Raw genomic sequence first — 18,288 nt, 5'->3', positions numbered from 1 at the left:
ACTAAACTTCTACACAATGATAAAACTTCTGCAATACTCCACTTTTGTTTTCTGTTTTCTATTTCTTGCCTGCAGTAACGATAAACAAATTAAGAAAACCATAACTTCAAGTAATAAAACTGAAGAAGAAAAAGCGATTCCCTACGATTCTGATGCTAAAACCATTCACATTTTTGTGGCTTTGTGTGATAACAAATATCAAGGAATTGTACCTGTTCCCGAAAAAATTGGAAACGGACAAGATCCGGATAATAATTTGTATTGGAGTTGTGCTTTTGGAGTACGTTCTTATTTCAAAAAAAGCAAAGAATGGAAATTTGTAGAAAGCAGAAAATTAAAATCTGTAAAACTTGAACGCATTATTTTTAGACATACTACAAAAAATTATTACCTGATTGCCGATGCTTATGACGGAAAATTCATCAAAGAATCTACCATTGATTTTCTGAACAGCAGCAGCGGAAAAAACAAAGACACTCTGAAAATTGGTAAAACAACAATCGGAATTGGCGGAAATTCAAAACTATTGGCTTACGTAGGACACGACGGTTTAATGGATTTTCAACTAAACGAAACTTTTGAAAACACAGATAAACAAAAACGCGATATTATTATTCTGGCTTGTTACAGCAAAAAATATTTCGCACCCCATTTAGAAAAATCCAACGTTAACCCTTTGGTTTGGACAACCGGATTGATGAGTCCGGAAGCTTACACTTTACATGATGCAATTTCGGGTTATTTATTAAATGAATCAAATGAACAAATCAGAACCAGAGCCTCAAAAGCCTATTCAAAATATCAAAAATGCAGTGAAAAAGCAGCTAAAAATCTTTTGGTAACAAATTTTTAATACAAGAAATACTTGAGAAAGAAATGATATTAAAAAATATACTCTAAAACATTGCAAACCAAAAACATTCAATACTGCTTTTATAGCTGAATGAAATTCACTATTTTTGCACACTATAATTTACAATTAATATGTTTAATAGTTTACAGGATAAATTAGACAAAGCCCTTCATAATATTTCCGGACGTGGAAAAATCACCGAAATTAACGTTGCGGAAACCGTAAAAGAAATTCGTAGAGCATTGGTAGATGCCGATGTTAACTATAAAGTTGCTAAAGATCTTACCAAAAGAGTTCAGGATAAAGCTTTGGGACAAAACGTTCTTACTTCGCTTACTCCGGGACAGCTGATGACGAAAATCGTTCATGATGAATTGGTCGATTTAATGGGTGGTTCTCAGGAAGGAATTAATCTTTCAGGAAAACCGTCTGTTATTTTGATTGCCGGTCTTCAGGGTTCGGGTAAAACAACTTTCTCAGGAAAATTGGCTAATTATTTAAAAACTAAAAGAAATAAAAAGCCTTTATTGGTTGCCTGTGACGTTTACCGTCCTGCTGCAATCGATCAGCTGAAAGTTTTGGGTGGACAAACAGGAGTTCCTGTTTATACTGAAGAAGGTAACATGGATCCTTCCGTAATCTCTCAAAACGCTATTAATTTTGCTAAATCTAACGGTCATGACATCGTCATCGTCGATACAGCAGGTCGTTTGGCAATTGATGAGCAGATGATGAAAGAAATCAAAACTGTTCATTCTACTATCAAACCAAACGAAACACTTTTCGTAGTAGATTCAATGACAGGTCAGGATGCTGTGAATACAGCAAAAGCCTTCAACGATACTTTAAATTTTGACGGAGTTGTTTTAACGAAATTAGACGGTGATACCCGTGGTGGAGCAGCTTTAACGATCCGTTCGGTTGTTGAAAAACCAATCAAGTTCATCTCTACAGGTGAAAAAATGGAAGCTTTAGATCTTTTCTACCCGGAAAGGATGGCAGACAGAATCCTGGGGATGGGAGACGTTGTTTCCTTGGTAGAAAGAGCTCAGGAGCAGTTTGACGAAGAAGAAGCAAAAAAACTTCACAAAAAAATCGCTAAAAACGAGTTTGGTTTTGATGATTTCTTGAAGCAGATCAACCAAATCAAAAAAATGGGTAACATGAAAGACTTGATGGGAATGATCCCGGGAGTTGGAAAAGCTATTAAAGACGTTGAAATTAGCGATGATGCATTCAAACATATCGAAGCGATTATCCATTCTATGACTCCGGATGAGAGAAGAAGACCTTCAATTATCAATACACAGAGAAAAAACAGAATTGCAAAAGGAGCAGGTAGAAAAATTGAAGACGTAAATGCATTGATGAAGCAGTTTGACCAAATGGGAAAAATGATGAAGATGATGCAAGGACCACAAGGAAAACAAATGATGCAGATGATGAGCAAAATGCCAAATATACCTGGAATGGGTGGAATGTTTGGAAAATAATTTTTGCAATTTGCTAATGGCTTTTTGCTGTTGGCTTTAAATAAATAAAACTCTCAGATTTTCTCTGAGAGTTTTTTGTTTGAAATTATTATATGTAAAGTTGATAGGATTGCATCCTATCCTTTAGAAAATCGTCCCTTCGGGACTCTTTTTAAATGATTATTAAACTTTCCTTTCTAAATTTGAAACCTTAATCGGCTGATAAACCACCGGAACATATTCCACCAAAACATCATTACGGTCTAATCCGAAAGCATCTTCATCTTTCTGAGCGTAATTCTTTAGAAGGAAATAGGAATTAAGAATAATACCTTCTTTCAAAGCAAATTCATTTTCCACAGAAAGAAATTTCTCAATCAGGATAAATTTAAAATCGATGGTCGGATTATATTTTGTAGAACCATTGTTTCTTAAATGTAAATTAAGTTCTTTATTGGCAATCAGATCATCAATAATTTTCTCGAAATACAGTTCGGTCCTTGGCTGAATTCTGAAACCGATATTCAGCACAATTTTGATCACTTTATCATCCACCAATTCAGAAACTTCATAATCTAAAGTATAAGGATGATTGGTTCGGTTGATATGGAAAAACCAATACACATCGGCTCTTTTAGGTTTTTTGTCGAAAATGGAATTGATAATTTTTTCTTCAATCTGATCTCTCCTATCGGCTTTCGTCAGATAAATAAGATGCGTTGTGTATTTCGGAATCGTTTCATCATGGCTCAATTCTATGATCTGATTCGCAAACTTTCCGAGATCTGTAAATTTGGTATATCGATTGTTGATTTTTCGTCCAAAATAACTGATGTACATGACCATAAAGAAAATTCCGCCAACGAAAACGGTGATGTAACCGCCTTCCTGAAATTTCACAAGATTCGCAATGAAAAATGAAATTTCAATAATGATGAAAACAGAAAGCAATAAAAAGACAAAAACTTTATTCCATTTTAATTTATATACCAGAAAGAATGAAAGTAAAAATGTTGTCATCATCATCGCCAAAGTAATGGCTAAACCGTACGCGGCTTCCATTTTTGAAGACGTCTGAAAATATAAAACCACAAGGAGACATCCTGCCCACAAAATATTATTTACACTTGGAATATAGATTTGGCCTTTTGTTTCTGTAGGTTGTTTTATCGCTACTCTCTGCCAGAAATTTAGACTGATTGCTTCATTAATCAAAGTAAATGAACCACTGATTAAAGCCTGAGAAGCCACAATTGCTGCCAAAGTAGAAATAATCACTCCCGGAATCAGAAACCACGAAGGCATCATTTCAAAAAACGGATTTCTTCCTTCCAATAAAGGATTTCCCTGATGAAGCAGCCAGGAAGCCTGTCCGAGATAATTCACAATCAGGCAAACTTTTACAAATCCCCAAGTAATTCTGATGTTTTCTCGCCCGCAGTGTCCCAAATCCGAATACAAAGCTTCTGCTCCTGTTGTACACAAAAATACCGCTCCCAAAAGCCAGAAACCTTTTGGATATTGTGACAAAAGTTCGTAAGCATAATACGGATTTAAAGCTTTAATGACAGATGGATAATGTACAATCTGACTTAACCCCAAAATCAGCAAAACCGTAAACCAAACCATCATAATCGGACCAAAAGCCCGCCCGACGTTCTGAGTTCCGAAACGCTGTAAAAAGAAAATCAGCGAAATGACCGCAATCACAATCGGAACGACGGGAACGTGCTCTACTCCTTTGATAATTCCTAATCCTTCAATCGCTGAAGTTACAGAAACAGCGGGTGTGATAATTCCGTCGGCTAACAATGCAGCCGCACCAATCATTGTGGGAATCACAATTTTTCTGCCATATCTTCTGACTAAAGAATAGAGTGAGAAAATTCCGCCTTCGCCTTGGTTATCGGCTTTCAGCGTAAGCCAGACGTATTTAACGGTTGTTTGTAAGACCAATGTCCAGAAGATGCAGGAAACACCGCCCAAAACCAATATTTCACTGATATTCCTTTCGCCAATAATGGCTTTAAAAGTGTACAGCGGACTTGTCCCGATGTCGCCATAAATAATTCCCAAAGCTACCACCAATGAAGCAAGCGTAACTTTTTGTTTGATGTCTGTTTTCACAAATTTCACATTTAATTTCAGGTACAAAATTGCTCTGAAATCTGTTGGTAAAATGTAAATTTTTGGTGGGGTTGTGTAAAGATTTTATAAAGATGAGGAATTTCTTTGATATTGAATTTTTTAAAAGATTGTTTATTAATTTTAGAAGATTAATATTGAAGTAAAAAATATTACTTAATATTGTTACCATTAATCATCATACGATTATAAAATAACTATAAATGAACTGTATATTTTGTAAAAAAGATTCAACCAATTCTAAAAGTGTTGAGCATATTATTCCCGAATCATTTGGAAATAAAAAACATATATTAAAAAAAGGAATGGTGTGTGATAGTTGTAATAAATATTTTTCTACAAAAATAGAAAAGGAAGTTTCAGAACTTGACTTTTTCACTAATATTAGATTTAGGAATTTTATTCCTTCAAAAAAAAATCGAATTCCTAAGGGGAAAGCTATTTTACCAAAAACTAAATATTTAGCAGAAGTTGATTTAAATAAGGGCATTCAGGTAACTCTTGATTCCGAAAGTTTTAATTTGGTAGAAAAAGGCGAAATTACAAGTCTTACAGTCCCTTATAAATATGACTATCCTAAAGATAACATCAGTGTATCAAGGTTATTAGCAAAAATGGCTTTTGAAATGCTTGCTTTAAGAGTAATCAAAACGAATAAAGATTTGATTGATTTTGTTAACGAACCGCAATTTGATAAAATAAGAAACTATGTTCGAAGTAATCCAAAAAATGAAAACTGGGTTTATTCTTCAAGAAAAATTTATAGTGAAAATGAAAAATTTTATTTGAAAGATGGAAAATCAGTTGATATGATTTTTGAATGTGACTTTTTACCGACTAATCGACAAGAGCTATACTTTGTATTTGTTTACAAAGGAATTGAATTTGTAATTAACATGGCAGGTTCATCAATAGATGGATATTTGGAGTGGTTAAAATTACACAATGACATTAGTCCGCTCTACAGAGAGGGAAGTAATTTCGGATACGACTTAACACCAGAGTTTTTGAAAAATAATTGATAAAAATTTTAAATATTAATAAACCTCACTTCCCAAACCGATATCCCACTCCACTTTCCGTAATAATATACTTTGGCTGATTGGGATTGTCTTCAATTTTCTTGCGTAAAGTTCCCACAAAGACTCGTAAATATTGAGTTTCAGTTTGAAAACCAACACCCCAGATTTCTTTCAAAATAAACTGATGCGTTAAAACTCTGCCTTCATTTCGGGCAAAAAGTGAGAGCAGATTAAACTCTGTGGAGGTCAGTTTCAGGACTTCATTGTTTTTCTTTGCGGTGCGGGAAATAATATCGATTTCCAGCTCACCGATTTTGATGTTGGATTCGTCGTTTTCAGTGGTGTTTCTTCGGATAGCGGCACGAATTCTCGCCAGAAGTTCAGCAGTACGGAAAGGTTTCGTTAAATAGTCTGTAGCACCGTTATCCAAAGCCGAAACAATGTCTTCCTCATTATCAATCACCGAAAGAATAATAATCGATTTATTGTACCATTCCCGAAGTTCTTTCAGCACGATATGTCCGCTTTTATCGGGTAATCCGAGATCAAGAATAATCAGTTCAGGAGGATGATGCGCTGCCGAAATCTGTGCTTCCTTTCCTGTACTTGCCAAACGGACTTTATAGTCGTTGCTTTCTAAAGTAATCTGAAGCAGTTTTCGGATCTGTGCTTCGTCATCGACGACCAAAATTTCGTGCTTATTCATTTTTAAGATGATTTATATAAGAAGTTTCTGCAGGAATTTCAACTGTAAAAATTGTTCCATTGGGAATATTATTCTGCAATGTAATCGTTCCGTTTTGCGCTTCTGTAAAACCTTTTACGATGGATAGTCCCAATCCACTTCCTCCGGTTTTGCTATCGGGTAATCTTCGGAATTTATCAAAAATTAGTTGATGTTCGCTTTCGGGAATTCCATTTCCATTGTCTGAAATGATGATTTTGCAGTTTTCAGATTCGTGGGAGATTTTAATTTTAATAACAGAGTTTGGCGGTGTGTATTGAACTGCATTATGTAAAAGATTCAGCAAGATCTGTTCGGTAAAACCAATATCCAGTTTAAAAAGCGGCAGATTTTCATTAACTGTGTAATTCAAATGATGCCCGTCACAAATATCAATCTTCTGAATCACAGAATTCACCAGTTCATTCATGTCACACCAATCGGATTTTGGCTTTAAAATCCCACTTTCAATCCGGCTCATATTCAAAATATTTTCAACCTGCCTGTTCAAACGAACGGTGGCGATATCGATGTCATTTAATAGATCCAGTCGTTGTGTAGAATCTAATCTATCATTAGAATCTTTCAGGGTATCAACAGTCCCTAAAATCGTTGCAATCGGAGTTCTTAACTCATGAGATAAGGAATTCAAAAGTGTATTATACAATTTTATCGTTTGCTCTTTTTCTTCTTTGTCTCTTGCTTTTCTTTCGGCCTGTCTTATTTTAAAAGTTAAAACAGCGTTCAGCAATGCTACAAAAAAATACGAGAGAAACATCAGAAGATCTTCTGTACTGCTTATATCTAAAGTAAATTGAGGTGGAATAAAGAAATAATTCCAGATCACAGCACTTAAAAAAGCTGCTAAAAGTACGGGCAAAATATCAAACAGCATCGCAACGACAGATACGGTAAGCAAAAGAATTAATGCCACAATTCTGTAATTTATTTCGTCTCTTATCAGAAAACAAAGCACAGAAACCGTGAGTACGGAAAGTGTACTTAATGCATATTGACGGTATTGTACAGTTGCAGTAGTTTTCAAATCTAAATTAAAAAGAAAATCAAAATTAGGTATTTAGGCATAAAGATTTTATAAATATTTAAAACAAAAAATCCCGAGAAAATTCTCAGGATTGTATTCAATTTAATGTAGAGATTATTTATCTGATTTCTGAGCTTTAGACTTGATGAAATAAGAGAAACCGATGTTTGCTCCGAAAGTTTTCACGTTTGTTTTAAGTTCTGTTCCGAAATAAGTTTCTTTGTTTGAAAACTGATCGTAAGAAAGTCCCAAGTTAATACCTAAAGACTGAGTCGCCATATAAGTAACCCCTCCTTTCACTTTCCAAGCCAAACCATCTGTGGTAGTTTCCATAGATTCTGATACTCCCATAACATCTACATTGCCTTTGTTTTTAGCCGATGCATAACCGATTCCTGCTCCCAAGAACGGAACAAACTTAGAACCGTTTGCAAAGTAATATGTAGCAGTTGGCATTACAGCAAAGCTTGTAGTTGAAGATTTTGCACCTTCAAATTTTGTAGTAGCCGTTTTAAAATCAAGATCGATCCCAACAGCCAATTTGTCGATCACAAAATAGCCTACAGAAGGATTGAATGAAAACGTACTTACTTTAGGGCCATCTGCAGATTCTCCTTCAGCTTTGTAAGTAGTGTTCACGCTGTTGAAACCCATTCCGGTATTTCCGCTGATTACCCAGTCTCCTTTAGTCATTTGAGCATTTGACAGACCGAAAAGTGCTATTGCACCTACTAGTAATGATTTTTTCATAGTGTATTGATATTTGAGCCGCGAAAATACAAAAAAAATCCTGAGAAAATTCTCAGGATTTAGATTTATTTTATGTTTGCTAAATTATTTAGCGAAAACATATTTTACACCGATAGTAACAGTAGATAGGTTTGCTCCAAAGTTGAAGTTCTCAACACTTTTAGCACCATCAAAATCGTATTTTTTTGTATTATAACCGAATTCTCCGATTGTCGCTTCGATTGTCCAGTTTTTGTTTAAGAAATAATCTAAACCTGGCTTAATAGAAACACCTACTGAGGTAAATTTAGCTTTATCTTCACTGATTGTTGTAGTAGTTGTAGTTGCAGGAGTAACGTTGTTATTTACAGTAGTTACGCTCCCTTCTTCTTTACCGCTACCAAATGCCATAGGAACAGATAACTGACCGAAGAAATACAATTTATCTCCTAAAGTCCAGTATTTTCTTACAAATGGCTCAACAATAACAGCATTGTCAATGTTTTTTCCTTCGCTTGTAACAAATACATTTGGAACAGGACTAGTTGTATTTTCAAATGATTTGTTAGTATGCTGAAAACCAACACCTAAACCAACTGCTAAATTTGGCGCAACAAAATATCCTACTGTAGGAACAATAGTTACATTTGTATTTTTGCTATCATCATTATTGTCATTTTGCTGTGAAAACTGAGCTTGACCTGATAAATAAACAGTTCCTTTAGCAATTTGCGCATTAGATAAACCGAAAAGTGCAACAGCACCAGCTACTAATAATTTTTTCATTTTTTAATAATTTTATACTTTCTTGACTGCAAATTTATAAGGGTCTTTTCTAATATTAAAATTTGTTAACATGATTAATATCACTGTTAAATAAAGGCTTTTTATTAATTAAAATCGCATTACAGAGATTTAATTGCCTTTTTTTCAACAATAGCCCCAAAAAAACTCCAATTTTTCAACTGGAGTTTAATATGGTCTATGTTATAGATATTTTTACTTTCCTAAAAAGAAATTTACGCCAAGATTGATAGCGCCAAAGTTCGAATCGATTCTTCGGTCTCTGTCTCTATCCCAGTCGCCTCTTTCACTTCCAATGTTCTGATATCCTAAGTATAGCTCCGCTTTAGGTAACTGAAATCCTACTTTAGGATAAACATACAATCCACTATCAATACCATCCTTAGTAGAAATAGCTCCTCCTAAATCAAGACCAACAAATAACGGAATACCATTAAATTTGTACTTTCCTGAAGCCGCCAATGGAATAAATCCGAAATCTTCCCATCTGTCTTTACCAAAAAAATGTGAATATCCGGAAGTAACACCTACATCCAGGCCTTTCATTACCGTCCACATATAGGCTGCATCAACACCCAAAGTAAAGGCTGCTACTTTTGATGCATCACCTACAGGTGCGCCGATATGACCACCTAATTTAAATCCTGACTGCGCTTGTGCAGCACCAAATAATGCAAATGCACCTAATAATAGTAATTTTTTCATTTTAATAATTTAAATATGTTATTAACTCAATGATTTTTCTCTTACAGCAAACACAATGCCGCGCATATATTTTCCAAATAAAAAAGCAAGACAAAATGCCTTGCTTTATAAATATCTGAAAGATAAAGTTTAGTTCCCTCCGAATTTGAAACCTACACCAACCTGGAAGAAGCTGTTTTTCAAAGTTTCGTTACCTTCAGGATTTTTAATAAGGTTTGAAACCCCTAAATTATATCTTGCATCAAAGAACAAACCGTTTTCTAAAGTATATTCTGCACCTACAAATGGAGCTAAATTTAGCTTATTCATCTCATTTTTCACATCTTCAGAACCGCTTTCTGATTCAGTCTGAGTTTCACCCATAAATGACACTGTCGCATTAGAAGTATAATCTACCTTTGCTGAAGTAATAATTCCAACATTAAGTCCTAAAGCAAAAGCTAAGTTCTCAGTAGCAAAATATTTTGCACTTACTGGAATCTGAACACTTCCTAATTTAAAGTCAGTTTTTTCTGATCCAGTAACCTGAGCACCCATATCTGCATATGAGAATGATTCTTCCTGCTTACCTCCGATTGGCGAATACAAAACTTCTCCCTGAACACCAAACTTATCGTTGAATTTATATTCGACAAAAGCTCCTGCATAAAAAGTAGATTTTGAATCAAATTTGTATGATTCCCCGTCGCCATCTGCCTTAAGCATCGATAATGAATATCCCGCTTTTGGACCAAATTTAAATTCCTGCGCATTTGCAAAAGTCCCCATCATGGCAACAGAAGCAATAAGTAATAATTTTTTCATAGTTTAATTAATTTTTTAACAAAATTTTAAGAGTTCAAATATATCACTTTTTATAGAACTGCAAAATATTTTTAAAATTTATTAAACTTTTTACAAAATTATTCCCTGTTACGTTTCTCTTCTTCATTATAGGCCAAGATGATTTTCTTCACTACAGGATGTCTTACCACATCTTCTTCTGTAAGGTAAACAAAGCCGATTTCTTTTACATCTTTTAAAATTCTCATTGCCTCTTTCAGACCAGAATGTTGTTTTGGCGGTAAATCGATTTGAGTAGGATCTCCTGTAATGATAAATTTAGCATTCATCCCCATTCTCGTTAAAAACATTTTCATCTGGGCATGGGTTGTATTCTGTGCTTCATCCAGTATCACAAAGGCATCATCCAGCGTTCTCCCTCTCATAAAAGCCAGCGGAGCAACTTCAATTACCTTCTTTTCCATGAAGCCTTCGAGTTTCTCATGCGGAATCATGTCGCGAAGAGCGTCGTACAAAGGCTGTAAATACGGATCCAATTTTTCTTTCAGATCGCCCGGTAAAAAACCAAGACTTTCTCCTGCTTCTACGGCAGGTCTCGTTAAAATGATTCTCTTAACTTCCTTGTCTCTCAAAGCTCTTGCAGCCAAAGCAACACTGGTATAGGTTTTTCCGGTCCCAGCTGGTCCGATGGCGAAAACCATATCTTTTTTTTCAGTTTCTTTTACCAGTTTTTTAAGATTTGTGGTTTTAGCTTTGATTATTTTTCCGTTAACCCCTTTTACAATGATGTCCTGATCGAAAACAAGCTGTTTTTCGTTTTCATCTTTTATATTAAGGAGGTTTTCTACATCTTTCAGCCCGATAGAATTATTTTTAGAAATAAAAGCAACAATATCATCCAGTTTTAGTTTAAATATATCTAAAGCCTCCTGATTTCCCATTGCAAAGATAAAATGGTCACGACCCGTGATTTTAAGTGTCGGAAAGCTTGATTTTATTAAATTGAAATATTGGTTATTAACACCGTAGAAGTTTTTCGAATCAATACCTTCTAATTCATACGTTAATTCAAACATGCAAATATTTTTATTTTAGATTTTAAATTTAGAAGTTTTTTTTCAATTTTAAATCAAATTCTTATCCACAATAGCCGCTTGTTTCTTTTTATTTTAGATAAATTTGCAATTCTATCCCTTTTATTCATGTCAATTATTACCCTTACGTCAGATTTCGGAAATTTAGATTACAGAGTTTCGGCTATGAAAGGAAAAATTCTGTCTTTAAATCCTGAAGTAAAAAGTATTGATATTACCCATGATATCCAGGCATATAACCTTATCCAGACGTCTTATATAGTAAGAAATGCTTACCAATATTTCCCGAAAGGAACCATCCACATTCTTTCTGTAGACAGTTTTTTTCACAAATCAAGAAAAAATATTCTTTACAAAGCAGACGGACACTATTTTTTGGCAGCAGACAACGGATTATTAAGTTTAATCTTTTTTGATATTAAACCTGAAGCCATTTATGAAATCACTTTAAACAACAGGTTTGATGATATTGTGAACTTTACTTCAACCGATGTTTTCGTTCCCGCAGCTGTTCATCTCGCAAATGGCGGACTTCCTGAAGTAATCGGTAGGAAAATAGATTCTGTAAAGCAGCTATTATTTCCTAAACCGGTTTATAATGAGTCTGAAAAGATGATTATCGGAGAAGTAATGTATATTGATAATTTCGGAAATATAATTTCAAATATCAATAAAGATCTTTTTGAAAGTTTAGCCAAAAGTTTTGAAAATTTCACCATCAAATTCAGAAATTTAAGCCTTTCAAAAATCTATTCCAGCCATACTGAAGTTGTAGTTGATTGGGAAAGAGAAACTGAATACCATGGGCAATCTGCAGCAATTTTTAACGACGGAGACCAACTGGAATTAACGATTTACAAAGGCAGTAAAAAAAACGGAGCCAAAACCCTTTTCGGACTGAACGTTGGAGAAAATATTTACATCGAATTTTTCTAAAATTATCTATTTCATAAAAAAACCGATTTTTTTTATATATTTGTCAAAATCTAAAATTTAAAAATGGCAGAATACAAATTATTGCTTCCTTCGATGGGTGAAGGCGTGATGGAAGCTACAGTTATCACTTGGTTATTCAATGAAGGCGACCAGGTAAAGGAAGATGATTCGGTAGTAGAAATTGCAACAGATAAGGTAGATTCAGACGTTCCGACACCAGTTTCGGGGAAAATCGTAAAAATTCTCAAGCAGAAAGACGAAGTTGCAAAAGTAGGCGAAGCCATCGCTATTTTAGAAATTGAAGGAGAAGGCGAAAATACAGCTTCCGAAGAAGTGAAAAATGAAGCTCACGTATCTACTCCAGATGCTGAAACTTTAAAAACGATTGAACAACCGTTACAGGTTGCCGCTTCAACAGAATTTTCAGGAGATTTATACCTTTCTCCACTTGTAAAATCAATTGCACAACAAGAAAATATTTCTGAAACTGAATTGAAATCTATCAAAGGAAGCGGTTTAGAAGGAAGAATTACAAAAGAAGATATTTTAGCATACGTTTCCAACAGAGGAAATCAGCCAGCTCCGCAAGCCGCTCCTGCGCAACAGACTGCTCCTGCTCCAAAAGCTACAGCAAGTTCAACTCCGACAACAACTATTTCGACTTCTGCAGGTGATGAGATCATTCCAATGGACAGAATGAGAAAGATCATTGCTGAAAACATGGTGAAAGCTAAGCAAATTGCTCCTCACGTAACTTCTTTCATCGAAACTGATGTGACCAACGTTGTGAAATGGAGAGCAAAAAATAAAGATATTTTCGAAAAACGTGAAGGCGAAAAATTGACTTTCATGCCGATTTTTGTAAGAGCTGTTGTTAAAGCGATTCAGGATTTCCCTATGATTAACGTTTCTGTAAATGGTGAAAACATCGTTAAAAAGAAAAACATCAACATCGGTATGGCAACTGCTTTACCAGATGGAAATCTTATTGTTCCTGTTATCAAAAACGCAGATCAGTTATCATTGTCAGGATTAGCAAAAGCGATTAATGATCTGGCTTACAGAGCAAGAAACAAAAAATTAAGACCTGAAGATACTCAAGGTGCAACTTATACAATTTCTAATGTAGGAAGCTTCGGAAACCTTATGGGAACTCCGATCATTCCTCAACCTCAGGTTGCAATTTTAGCAATCGGAGCAATTGTTAAAAAACCTGCAGTTCTTGAAACCAAAGACGGTGATGTAATTGCAATTCGTCAATTAATGTTTATGTCTCACTCTTACGATCACAGAGTTGTAGACGGCTCTTTAGGTGGAATGATGTTGAAGCACGTTCACGATTATCTTCAGAACTGGGATTTGAACACTGAGATATAAGTAATAAATAATTGGTAATGAGCAATTGCCTATCAATATATAAAACCTTCGATTTTTCGGAGGTTTTTTGTATAAATTTTTACAATTAAATTTCATTGTTGAATTATACTAAAAGCTTTTATATTCTCAAAATTTAATTTAGATTTGAGGTATGCGCAGAATTTTGGTTTACATCCGAAAAGGGCTTAAAAAGTCCTTTGACAATATCCGAAACGAACAGTTGAAGCACAATTTGCTTCAGGCAATCCCGTTTTGGATAGGCTCTGTAATTACCGGTTTTTTTGCCGTGATGTATGCCAAAATATTTTCTTGGGGAGAAAGCCTGTTACACTTCATTTTAGACTGGCACGACTGGATGATTTTCGTAATTGCACCGATCGGCTTCGTTCTGTCTTGGTGGTTGGTAAAAGAATTCGCACCCAATGCTAAAGGAAGTGGAATTCCACAGGTGATGGCAGCTGTAGAGTTGGCAAATCCTAAAGAGCACAAAAAGATCAGAAGTCTTTTAAGTTTAAAAATTATCGTATTTAAAATAATTTCATCTGTAGTTTTGGTTATCGGAGGCGGAGCGGTCGGACGCGAAGGACCAACCATTCAGATTGCAGGCTCTATTTTCAGAAAAGTAAACGAATATCTTCCCGATTGGTGGCCAAAAATTTCTAAAAAAAACATGATTATGACTGGAGCGGCAGCAGGACTTGCAGCTGCTTTCAATACTCCTCTAGGCGGAATCGTATTTGCTGTTGAAGAATTATCTAAAACACACATCAATTATTTTAAAACGGCTCTTTTTACGGCGGTTATTATTGCTGGCTTAACGGCACAAACTTTAGCAGGTTCATATTTATATTTAGGTTATCCGAAGACAAATGATGTTTCATTGATGGTCATGTTTCCTATTGTGCTTGTTGCAGGAATTGCCGGAATTCTGGCAAGTCAGCTCTCAGTAACAATGCTTAAAATGAATGACTGGAAAAAAAGAAAATTAAAAACCGACCGTGCAAATGTTCTATTTTTAATTGGTTCTGCACTTTTAATTGCTTGTGTTTCATTCTTTATCAGCAGAGAAGTTTTAGGTTCAGGAAAAGAAATTATGGAGCGTGTACTTTATACTCAGGATAAACATGAAGACTGGTATATTCCTATACTAAGAATGTTTGGTCCTGCCCTGTCTTTCACTTCTGGTGGTGCGGGAGGAATTTTTGCACCGGCTTTGACAGCAGGAGCAAGTATCGGTTCTGTAATCTCGGGAATTATTGATTTAACTCCGAACGAAACCAACGTTGTTATTCTTGGCGGAATGATTGCTTTTCTTACAGGCATTACCCGTGCTCCTTTTACTTCTGCAATCATTGTTCTGGAAATGACTGACAGACATTCGCTGATTTTTCATTTGATGCTTGCAGGAATGGTTTCCTCCATTACTTCTATTTTGGTAAGCAGGCATTCTTTATATGACGTATTGAAAATCAATTTCTTAACAGAAATTAGAAAAAATTAAAATTTACTTAAAAACACATTGATCAAATTCACTTAAAAATGAATTTTTAATTATTTTTCATTAACTTGTCTGAGAATTCAAAATAACTCTTATGAAAAAACAATTACTCAATGTATTATTATTAGGACTTCCTGTATTTGGTTTCAGCCAGATATTCCAGGAAAATTTTGATGGAAATGGTCAGGGAATTTCAGCTTGGACTATAATTGACTCGGATGGATTAACACCTGCAGCAGACGTTAATTTCATTACTAATGGATGGAACAGGATCGATAGAGATGGCACTGAAGGTGATTTTGGCGGTCCTGCAGGCAACTATGCAGCCATGAGTACATCGTGGTATACTCCTGCAGGTACATCCAACGACTGGTTAATATCTCCTACAATTCCAGTTTCCGGAGCTTCACCAACTTTGTATTGGGATGCAAAAGCTCAGGACAGCACTTATCCTGATGGTTATAAAGTTATGCTTTCTCCAAATGGAGGAAACACGATTGCTGACTTTACAGTAGAATTATTCAGTACAACCGGCGAGAACGCAGCATGGACAAGCAGAGCAGCCAGTTTGACCCCTTATATAGGCCAGAATGTAAGATTTGCATTTGTAAACAACAGCAATGATAAATTCATGCTTTTAGTTGATAATATCAAAGTTGATTACACTTTTGTTGCACCACCTTATTGTGGACCTTTATCTTTTGAAAGCTTATTTGGAGATGGAGATGAGCCAATAACTTTAGTAAATTTTGCCGGAATAAATAATGCAACTAATGATGAAGAATATGTAGGAAATTCCCATGAATTCTTTTTAAGTCAAGTAGCAAATGTAACACAAGGAGAAACCTATAATATCACATTAAAAGGGAATACCGCCGGAGCTAATTATACAAATAAATTTGCCGTTTTTATAGATTGGAATCAGAACGGAATACTTAATGACGCAGGAGAAGTATATGAAGTAACACAAACAATTACAGGATCAACAGGATTGGACGCAATACAGGCAGTACATCCTATTACAGTTCCAGCAACAGCTCTTGATGGAAATACAAGAATGAGAATCAAAAAAGTATTTGATGATACCGATTTACTAAATCCGTGCGTTGGCAACACTTATGGACAGGCAGAAGATTATACAGTTAATGTCAATTCACAACTTGCTGTAAATGAAACCATAAAGAAAAACTCTTCTTTAAAAGTTTATCCAAACCCTGTATCGGATATTTTAAACATCAGTTCAGATTCAAAAGTAAAACTTGTTAAAATTTATGATGCAAGTGGTAAAAATGTTTTAGAAACTGAAAAAAACAATATTAATGTTTCAGGATTAACATCAGGAACATACATTGTCTCTGTACAAACAGAAAATGGAGTTCAATCTTCAAAAATTATAAAAAAATAACAACTTTTTTATTAAAGTTTTCTGAAGACCTGCTTTTTGTGGGTCTTTTTTTAATTATAACGAAAGCTATATTGCATAATAGAAATAATATTCCTACTTTTGCACCTCGAAATAATTAACAAATTCATTTAACATTATGAACAATTACGAAACTGTTTTCATTTTAACTCCCGTTCTATCTGAGGCTCAGGTGGAGGAAGCAGTGAACAAGTATGTAGATCTTATCAAAGAAAAGAACTGCGAAATCGTTGCTAAAGAAAACTGGGGATTAAAAAAATTAGCTTACCCAATCCAATTGAAAAAGAACGGATTCTACACTTTAATCGAATTTAAAGGTGAAGGTTCTGTAGTTGCTGATTTAGAATTAGCATTCAAGCGTGACGAGAGAGTAATCCGTTACCTTACTACAAAACTAGATAAGCACGCTGTAGAGTATGCTATCACTAGAAGAACTAAAGTAAAAGCAGCTAAAGCTTAATTATTAACCCAATTTTTTAAAAAAGACAAGACATGGCAATAGATGATATGGCTAAACAAGCCTCAGCTGGAGGAGAATCTGAAGTAAAATTCCTTACTCCGCTTGATATCAATACAAAATCTGAAAAGAAATATTGTAGATTCAAAAAATTCGGAATTAAGCACGTTGATTACAAAGATGCTGACTTCCTTTTACAGTTCGTAAACGAGCAAGGTAAAATTTTACCAAGAAGATACACTGGAACTTCTTTGAAATACCAAAGAAAAGTTTCTGCTGCTATCAAAAGAGCTAGACACTTAGCTTTGATGCCTTACGTAGCTGACTTATTGAAATAAAAAATTGCAATTAGCCATTAGCTTTTAGCTTTTGGCTTTTTGTTGCTGAATACATAATAATTCTAACTTGATTTAGATTTCAGATAATAGATTTCAGATAACAGACAAAGTCTTATTTCTAACTTCTAACATCTAATTTCTAACATCTAAAAAAGGACAACAACAATGAACATTATTCTTAAAAAAGACGTAGAAAATTTAGGTCTTGAATTCGACACAGTAAGCGTAAAGCCTGGTTATGCAAGAAACTTCTTGATTCCTCAAGGATTTGCACTTTTAGCTACTCCTAAAAACATCGCAGCTCTTGAAGCTACTTTGGAAGCTAGAAAAGAAGAAGAAGCTAAATTAATCGCTGCTGCAACTGCTGTAGTTGATCAATTGAAGAAAACTTCTATCACTATCCCTGCAAAAGTTGGTGCTGGTGACAAATTATTCGGTTCTATCAACAATGCTGATTTAGCTGAAGCTCTAGGAAAAGCGGGTGTATCTGTAGATAAAAAATACATCAAAATCCCTGGAAACACGATCAAAAGAACAGGAAAATTCACTGCTCTTGTTAGACTTCACAGAAACGTTGAGTACAATTACGAATTCGATATCGTATCTGATGCTCCGGTTGAAGCTCCAAAACCAGCTGCTCCAAAAGCTAAAGTTGAAGAAACTCCTGCTGAAGAAGCTTAATCTTAACAACAAGACGAGATTTTTCTCAACATACAGAACCACTTCTTTTGAAGTGGTTTTTTTATGTCATTGTAGAAAAACGCAATCTTTAAAAATGTCTTAGAATTTATTTTTTTTTGAAGCTATTTCCTGCTCTCCGCACTCGCTATTTTTATAGGATTTGGCTCGGCGGCGAAGCCGCCGAGCCAAACCCTCCAAAAAC

Annotated in this window: 18 protein-coding genes; 10 read left to right on the top strand and 8 right to left on the bottom strand. The window is 34.9% G+C overall.

Features of this window, described 5'->3' with window-relative positions:
* The first annotated feature begins 16 nt into the window (after positions 1–16).
* Together ACR1PN_RS15060 and ffh are read left to right on the top strand one after the other, a co-directional pair.
* Positions 17–853, top strand: coding sequence for a hypothetical protein (locus ACR1PN_RS15060; RefSeq protein WP_433980711.1), 837 nt, complete (start codon positions 17–19; stop codon positions 851–853).
* A gap of 131 nt (positions 854–984) precedes the next feature.
* Positions 985–2,346, top strand: coding sequence for a signal recognition particle protein (gene ffh, locus ACR1PN_RS15055; RefSeq protein ID WP_433980710.1), 1,362 nt, complete (start codon positions 985–987; stop codon positions 2,344–2,346).
* 162 nt (positions 2,347–2,508) lie between these two features.
* Here the strand turns inward: ffh and ACR1PN_RS15050 are convergent, their stop codons facing one another.
* The gene (locus tag ACR1PN_RS15050) at positions 2,509–4,452 is read right to left on the bottom strand and encodes a KUP/HAK/KT family potassium transporter (protein ID WP_433980709.1); all 1,944 of its coding nucleotides are present in this window, start codon (positions 4,450–4,452) and stop codon (positions 2,509–2,511) included.
* A gap of 221 nt (positions 4,453–4,673) precedes the next feature.
* Here ACR1PN_RS15050 and ACR1PN_RS15045 point away from each other — a divergent pair, with 221 nt between their 5' ends.
* Positions 4,674–5,492, top strand: coding sequence for an HNH endonuclease (locus tag ACR1PN_RS15045; RefSeq protein WP_433980708.1), 819 nt, complete (start codon positions 4,674–4,676; stop codon positions 5,490–5,492).
* Positions 5,493–5,517: 25 nt separating this feature from the next.
* Here the strand turns inward: ACR1PN_RS15045 and ACR1PN_RS15040 are convergent, their stop codons facing one another.
* From ACR1PN_RS15040 to ACR1PN_RS15010, 7 genes are all read right to left on the bottom strand, one after another.
* A complete protein-coding gene (locus tag ACR1PN_RS15040) occupies positions 5,518–6,198 on the bottom strand; it encodes a response regulator (RefSeq protein WP_433980707.1) in 681 nt (226 codons plus the stop codon).
* On the bottom strand, positions 6,191–7,261 hold the full coding sequence (locus tag ACR1PN_RS15035) for a sensor histidine kinase (RefSeq protein WP_433980706.1): 1,071 nt from the start codon (positions 7,259–7,261) through the stop codon (positions 6,191–6,193). Before ACR1PN_RS15035 ends, ACR1PN_RS15040 begins: the two co-directional genes overlap by 8 nt.
* Before the next feature lie 114 nt (positions 7,262–7,375).
* Positions 7,376–8,011 carry an outer membrane protein gene (locus ACR1PN_RS15030; protein ID WP_433980705.1) on the bottom strand — a complete coding sequence of 212 codons (636 nt, stop codon included), beginning with the start codon at positions 8,009–8,011 and terminating at the stop codon, positions 7,376–7,378.
* Positions 8,012–8,095: 84 nt separating this feature from the next.
* Complete coding sequence (locus tag ACR1PN_RS15025; RefSeq protein WP_433980704.1) at positions 8,096–8,776, bottom strand: outer membrane beta-barrel protein; 681 nt, start codon at positions 8,774–8,776, stop codon at positions 8,096–8,098.
* 213 nt (positions 8,777–8,989) lie between these two features.
* Positions 8,990–9,499, bottom strand: coding sequence for a hypothetical protein (locus ACR1PN_RS15020; RefSeq protein WP_378178220.1), 510 nt, complete (start codon positions 9,497–9,499; stop codon positions 8,990–8,992).
* 129 nt (positions 9,500–9,628) lie between these two features.
* Complete coding sequence (locus tag ACR1PN_RS15015; protein ID WP_433980703.1) at positions 9,629–10,303, bottom strand: porin family protein; 675 nt, start codon at positions 10,301–10,303, stop codon at positions 9,629–9,631.
* A gap of 98 nt (positions 10,304–10,401) precedes the next feature.
* Complete coding sequence (locus tag ACR1PN_RS15010) at positions 10,402–11,358, bottom strand: PhoH family protein (RefSeq protein WP_378178226.1); 957 nt, start codon at positions 11,356–11,358, stop codon at positions 10,402–10,404.
* A 126-nt stretch (positions 11,359–11,484) separates the two neighbouring features.
* On the opposite strand from ACR1PN_RS15010, the gene ACR1PN_RS15005 reads away from it, so the two are divergent.
* From ACR1PN_RS15005 to rplI, 7 genes are all read left to right on the top strand, one after another.
* Positions 11,485–12,312, top strand: a complete 828-nt coding sequence (locus ACR1PN_RS15005) for an SAM hydrolase/SAM-dependent halogenase family protein (protein WP_378178229.1) — start codon at positions 11,485–11,487, stop codon at positions 12,310–12,312.
* A gap of 63 nt (positions 12,313–12,375) precedes the next feature.
* Complete coding sequence (locus tag ACR1PN_RS15000) at positions 12,376–13,689, top strand: dihydrolipoamide acetyltransferase family protein (RefSeq protein WP_433980702.1); 1,314 nt, start codon at positions 12,376–12,378, stop codon at positions 13,687–13,689.
* A gap of 151 nt (positions 13,690–13,840) precedes the next feature.
* Positions 13,841–15,190 carry a chloride channel protein gene (locus ACR1PN_RS14995; RefSeq protein ID WP_433980701.1) on the top strand — a complete coding sequence of 450 codons (1,350 nt, stop codon included), beginning with the start codon at positions 13,841–13,843 and terminating at the stop codon, positions 15,188–15,190.
* Between the two features lie 91 nt (positions 15,191–15,281).
* Positions 15,282–16,592 carry a choice-of-anchor J domain-containing protein gene (locus ACR1PN_RS14990; RefSeq protein WP_433980700.1) on the top strand — a complete coding sequence of 437 codons (1,311 nt, stop codon included), beginning with the start codon at positions 15,282–15,284 and terminating at the stop codon, positions 16,590–16,592.
* A 136-nt stretch (positions 16,593–16,728) separates the two neighbouring features.
* The gene (gene rpsF / locus ACR1PN_RS14985) at positions 16,729–17,070 is read left to right on the top strand and encodes a 30S ribosomal protein S6 (protein ID WP_072956175.1); all 342 of its coding nucleotides are present in this window, start codon (positions 16,729–16,731) and stop codon (positions 17,068–17,070) included.
* A 32-nt stretch (positions 17,071–17,102) separates the two neighbouring features.
* Positions 17,103–17,405, top strand: coding sequence for a 30S ribosomal protein S18 (gene rpsR / locus ACR1PN_RS14980; protein WP_027382072.1), 303 nt, complete (start codon positions 17,103–17,105; stop codon positions 17,403–17,405).
* Between the two features lie 165 nt (positions 17,406–17,570).
* Positions 17,571–18,086 (top strand): 50S ribosomal protein L9, encoded by a 516-nt coding sequence (rplI, locus tag ACR1PN_RS14975; protein ID WP_433980699.1) that lies wholly within the window; start codon positions 17,571–17,573, stop codon positions 18,084–18,086.
* Positions 18,087–18,288 lie beyond the last annotated feature (202 nt).

It is taken from the genome of Chryseobacterium sp. RLHN22 (genome assembly GCF_051011795.1).
Lineage (GTDB): Bacteria > Bacteroidota > Bacteroidia > Flavobacteriales > Weeksellaceae > Chryseobacterium > Chryseobacterium zhengzhouense.
Note: the sequence above shows the minus strand (reverse complement) of the source record. Positions and strands in the feature narration are given on the sequence as shown.

What these genes read in the sequence shown, in the direction of transcription:
- ACR1PN_RS15030 (WP_433980705.1), bottom strand. Translation starts at nt 8,011, where the DNA reads ATGAAAAAATCATTACTAGTAGGTGCAATAGCACTTTTCGGTCTGTCA.
- rplI (WP_433980699.1), top strand. Translation starts at nt 17,571, where the DNA reads ATGAACATTATTCTTAAAAAAGACGTAGAAAATTTAGGTCTTGAATTC.
- ACR1PN_RS15005 (WP_378178229.1), top strand. Translation starts at nt 11,485, where the DNA reads ATGTCAATTATTACCCTTACGTCAGATTTCGGAAATTTAGATTACAGA.
- ACR1PN_RS14990 (WP_433980700.1), top strand. Translation starts at nt 15,282, where the DNA reads ATGAAAAAACAATTACTCAATGTATTATTATTAGGACTTCCTGTATTT.
- ACR1PN_RS15020 (WP_378178220.1), bottom strand. Translation starts at nt 9,499, where the DNA reads ATGAAAAAATTACTATTATTAGGTGCATTTGCATTATTTGGTGCTGCA.
- ACR1PN_RS15015 (WP_433980703.1), bottom strand. Translation starts at nt 10,303, where the DNA reads ATGAAAAAATTATTACTTATTGCTTCTGTTGCCATGATGGGGACTTTT.
- ACR1PN_RS15045 (WP_433980708.1), top strand. Translation starts at nt 4,674, where the DNA reads ATGAACTGTATATTTTGTAAAAAAGATTCAACCAATTCTAAAAGTGTT.
- ACR1PN_RS15000 (WP_433980702.1), top strand. Translation starts at nt 12,376, where the DNA reads ATGGCAGAATACAAATTATTGCTTCCTTCGATGGGTGAAGGCGTGATG.
- ACR1PN_RS14995 (WP_433980701.1), top strand. Translation starts at nt 13,841, where the DNA reads ATGCGCAGAATTTTGGTTTACATCCGAAAAGGGCTTAAAAAGTCCTTT.
- ACR1PN_RS15060 (WP_433980711.1), top strand. Translation starts at nt 17, where the DNA reads ATGATAAAACTTCTGCAATACTCCACTTTTGTTTTCTGTTTTCTATTT.
- ffh (WP_433980710.1), top strand. Translation starts at nt 985, where the DNA reads ATGTTTAATAGTTTACAGGATAAATTAGACAAAGCCCTTCATAATATT.
- ACR1PN_RS15010 (WP_378178226.1), bottom strand. Translation starts at nt 11,358, where the DNA reads ATGTTTGAATTAACGTATGAATTAGAAGGTATTGATTCGAAAAACTTC.
- rpsR (WP_027382072.1), top strand. Translation starts at nt 17,103, where the DNA reads ATGGCAATAGATGATATGGCTAAACAAGCCTCAGCTGGAGGAGAATCT.
- rpsF (WP_072956175.1), top strand. Translation starts at nt 16,729, where the DNA reads ATGAACAATTACGAAACTGTTTTCATTTTAACTCCCGTTCTATCTGAG.
- ACR1PN_RS15025 (WP_433980704.1), bottom strand. Translation starts at nt 8,776, where the DNA reads ATGAAAAAATTATTAGTAGCTGGTGCTGTTGCACTTTTCGGTTTATCT.
- ACR1PN_RS15040 (WP_433980707.1), bottom strand. Translation starts at nt 6,198, where the DNA reads ATGAATAAGCACGAAATTTTGGTCGTCGATGACGAAGCACAGATCCGA.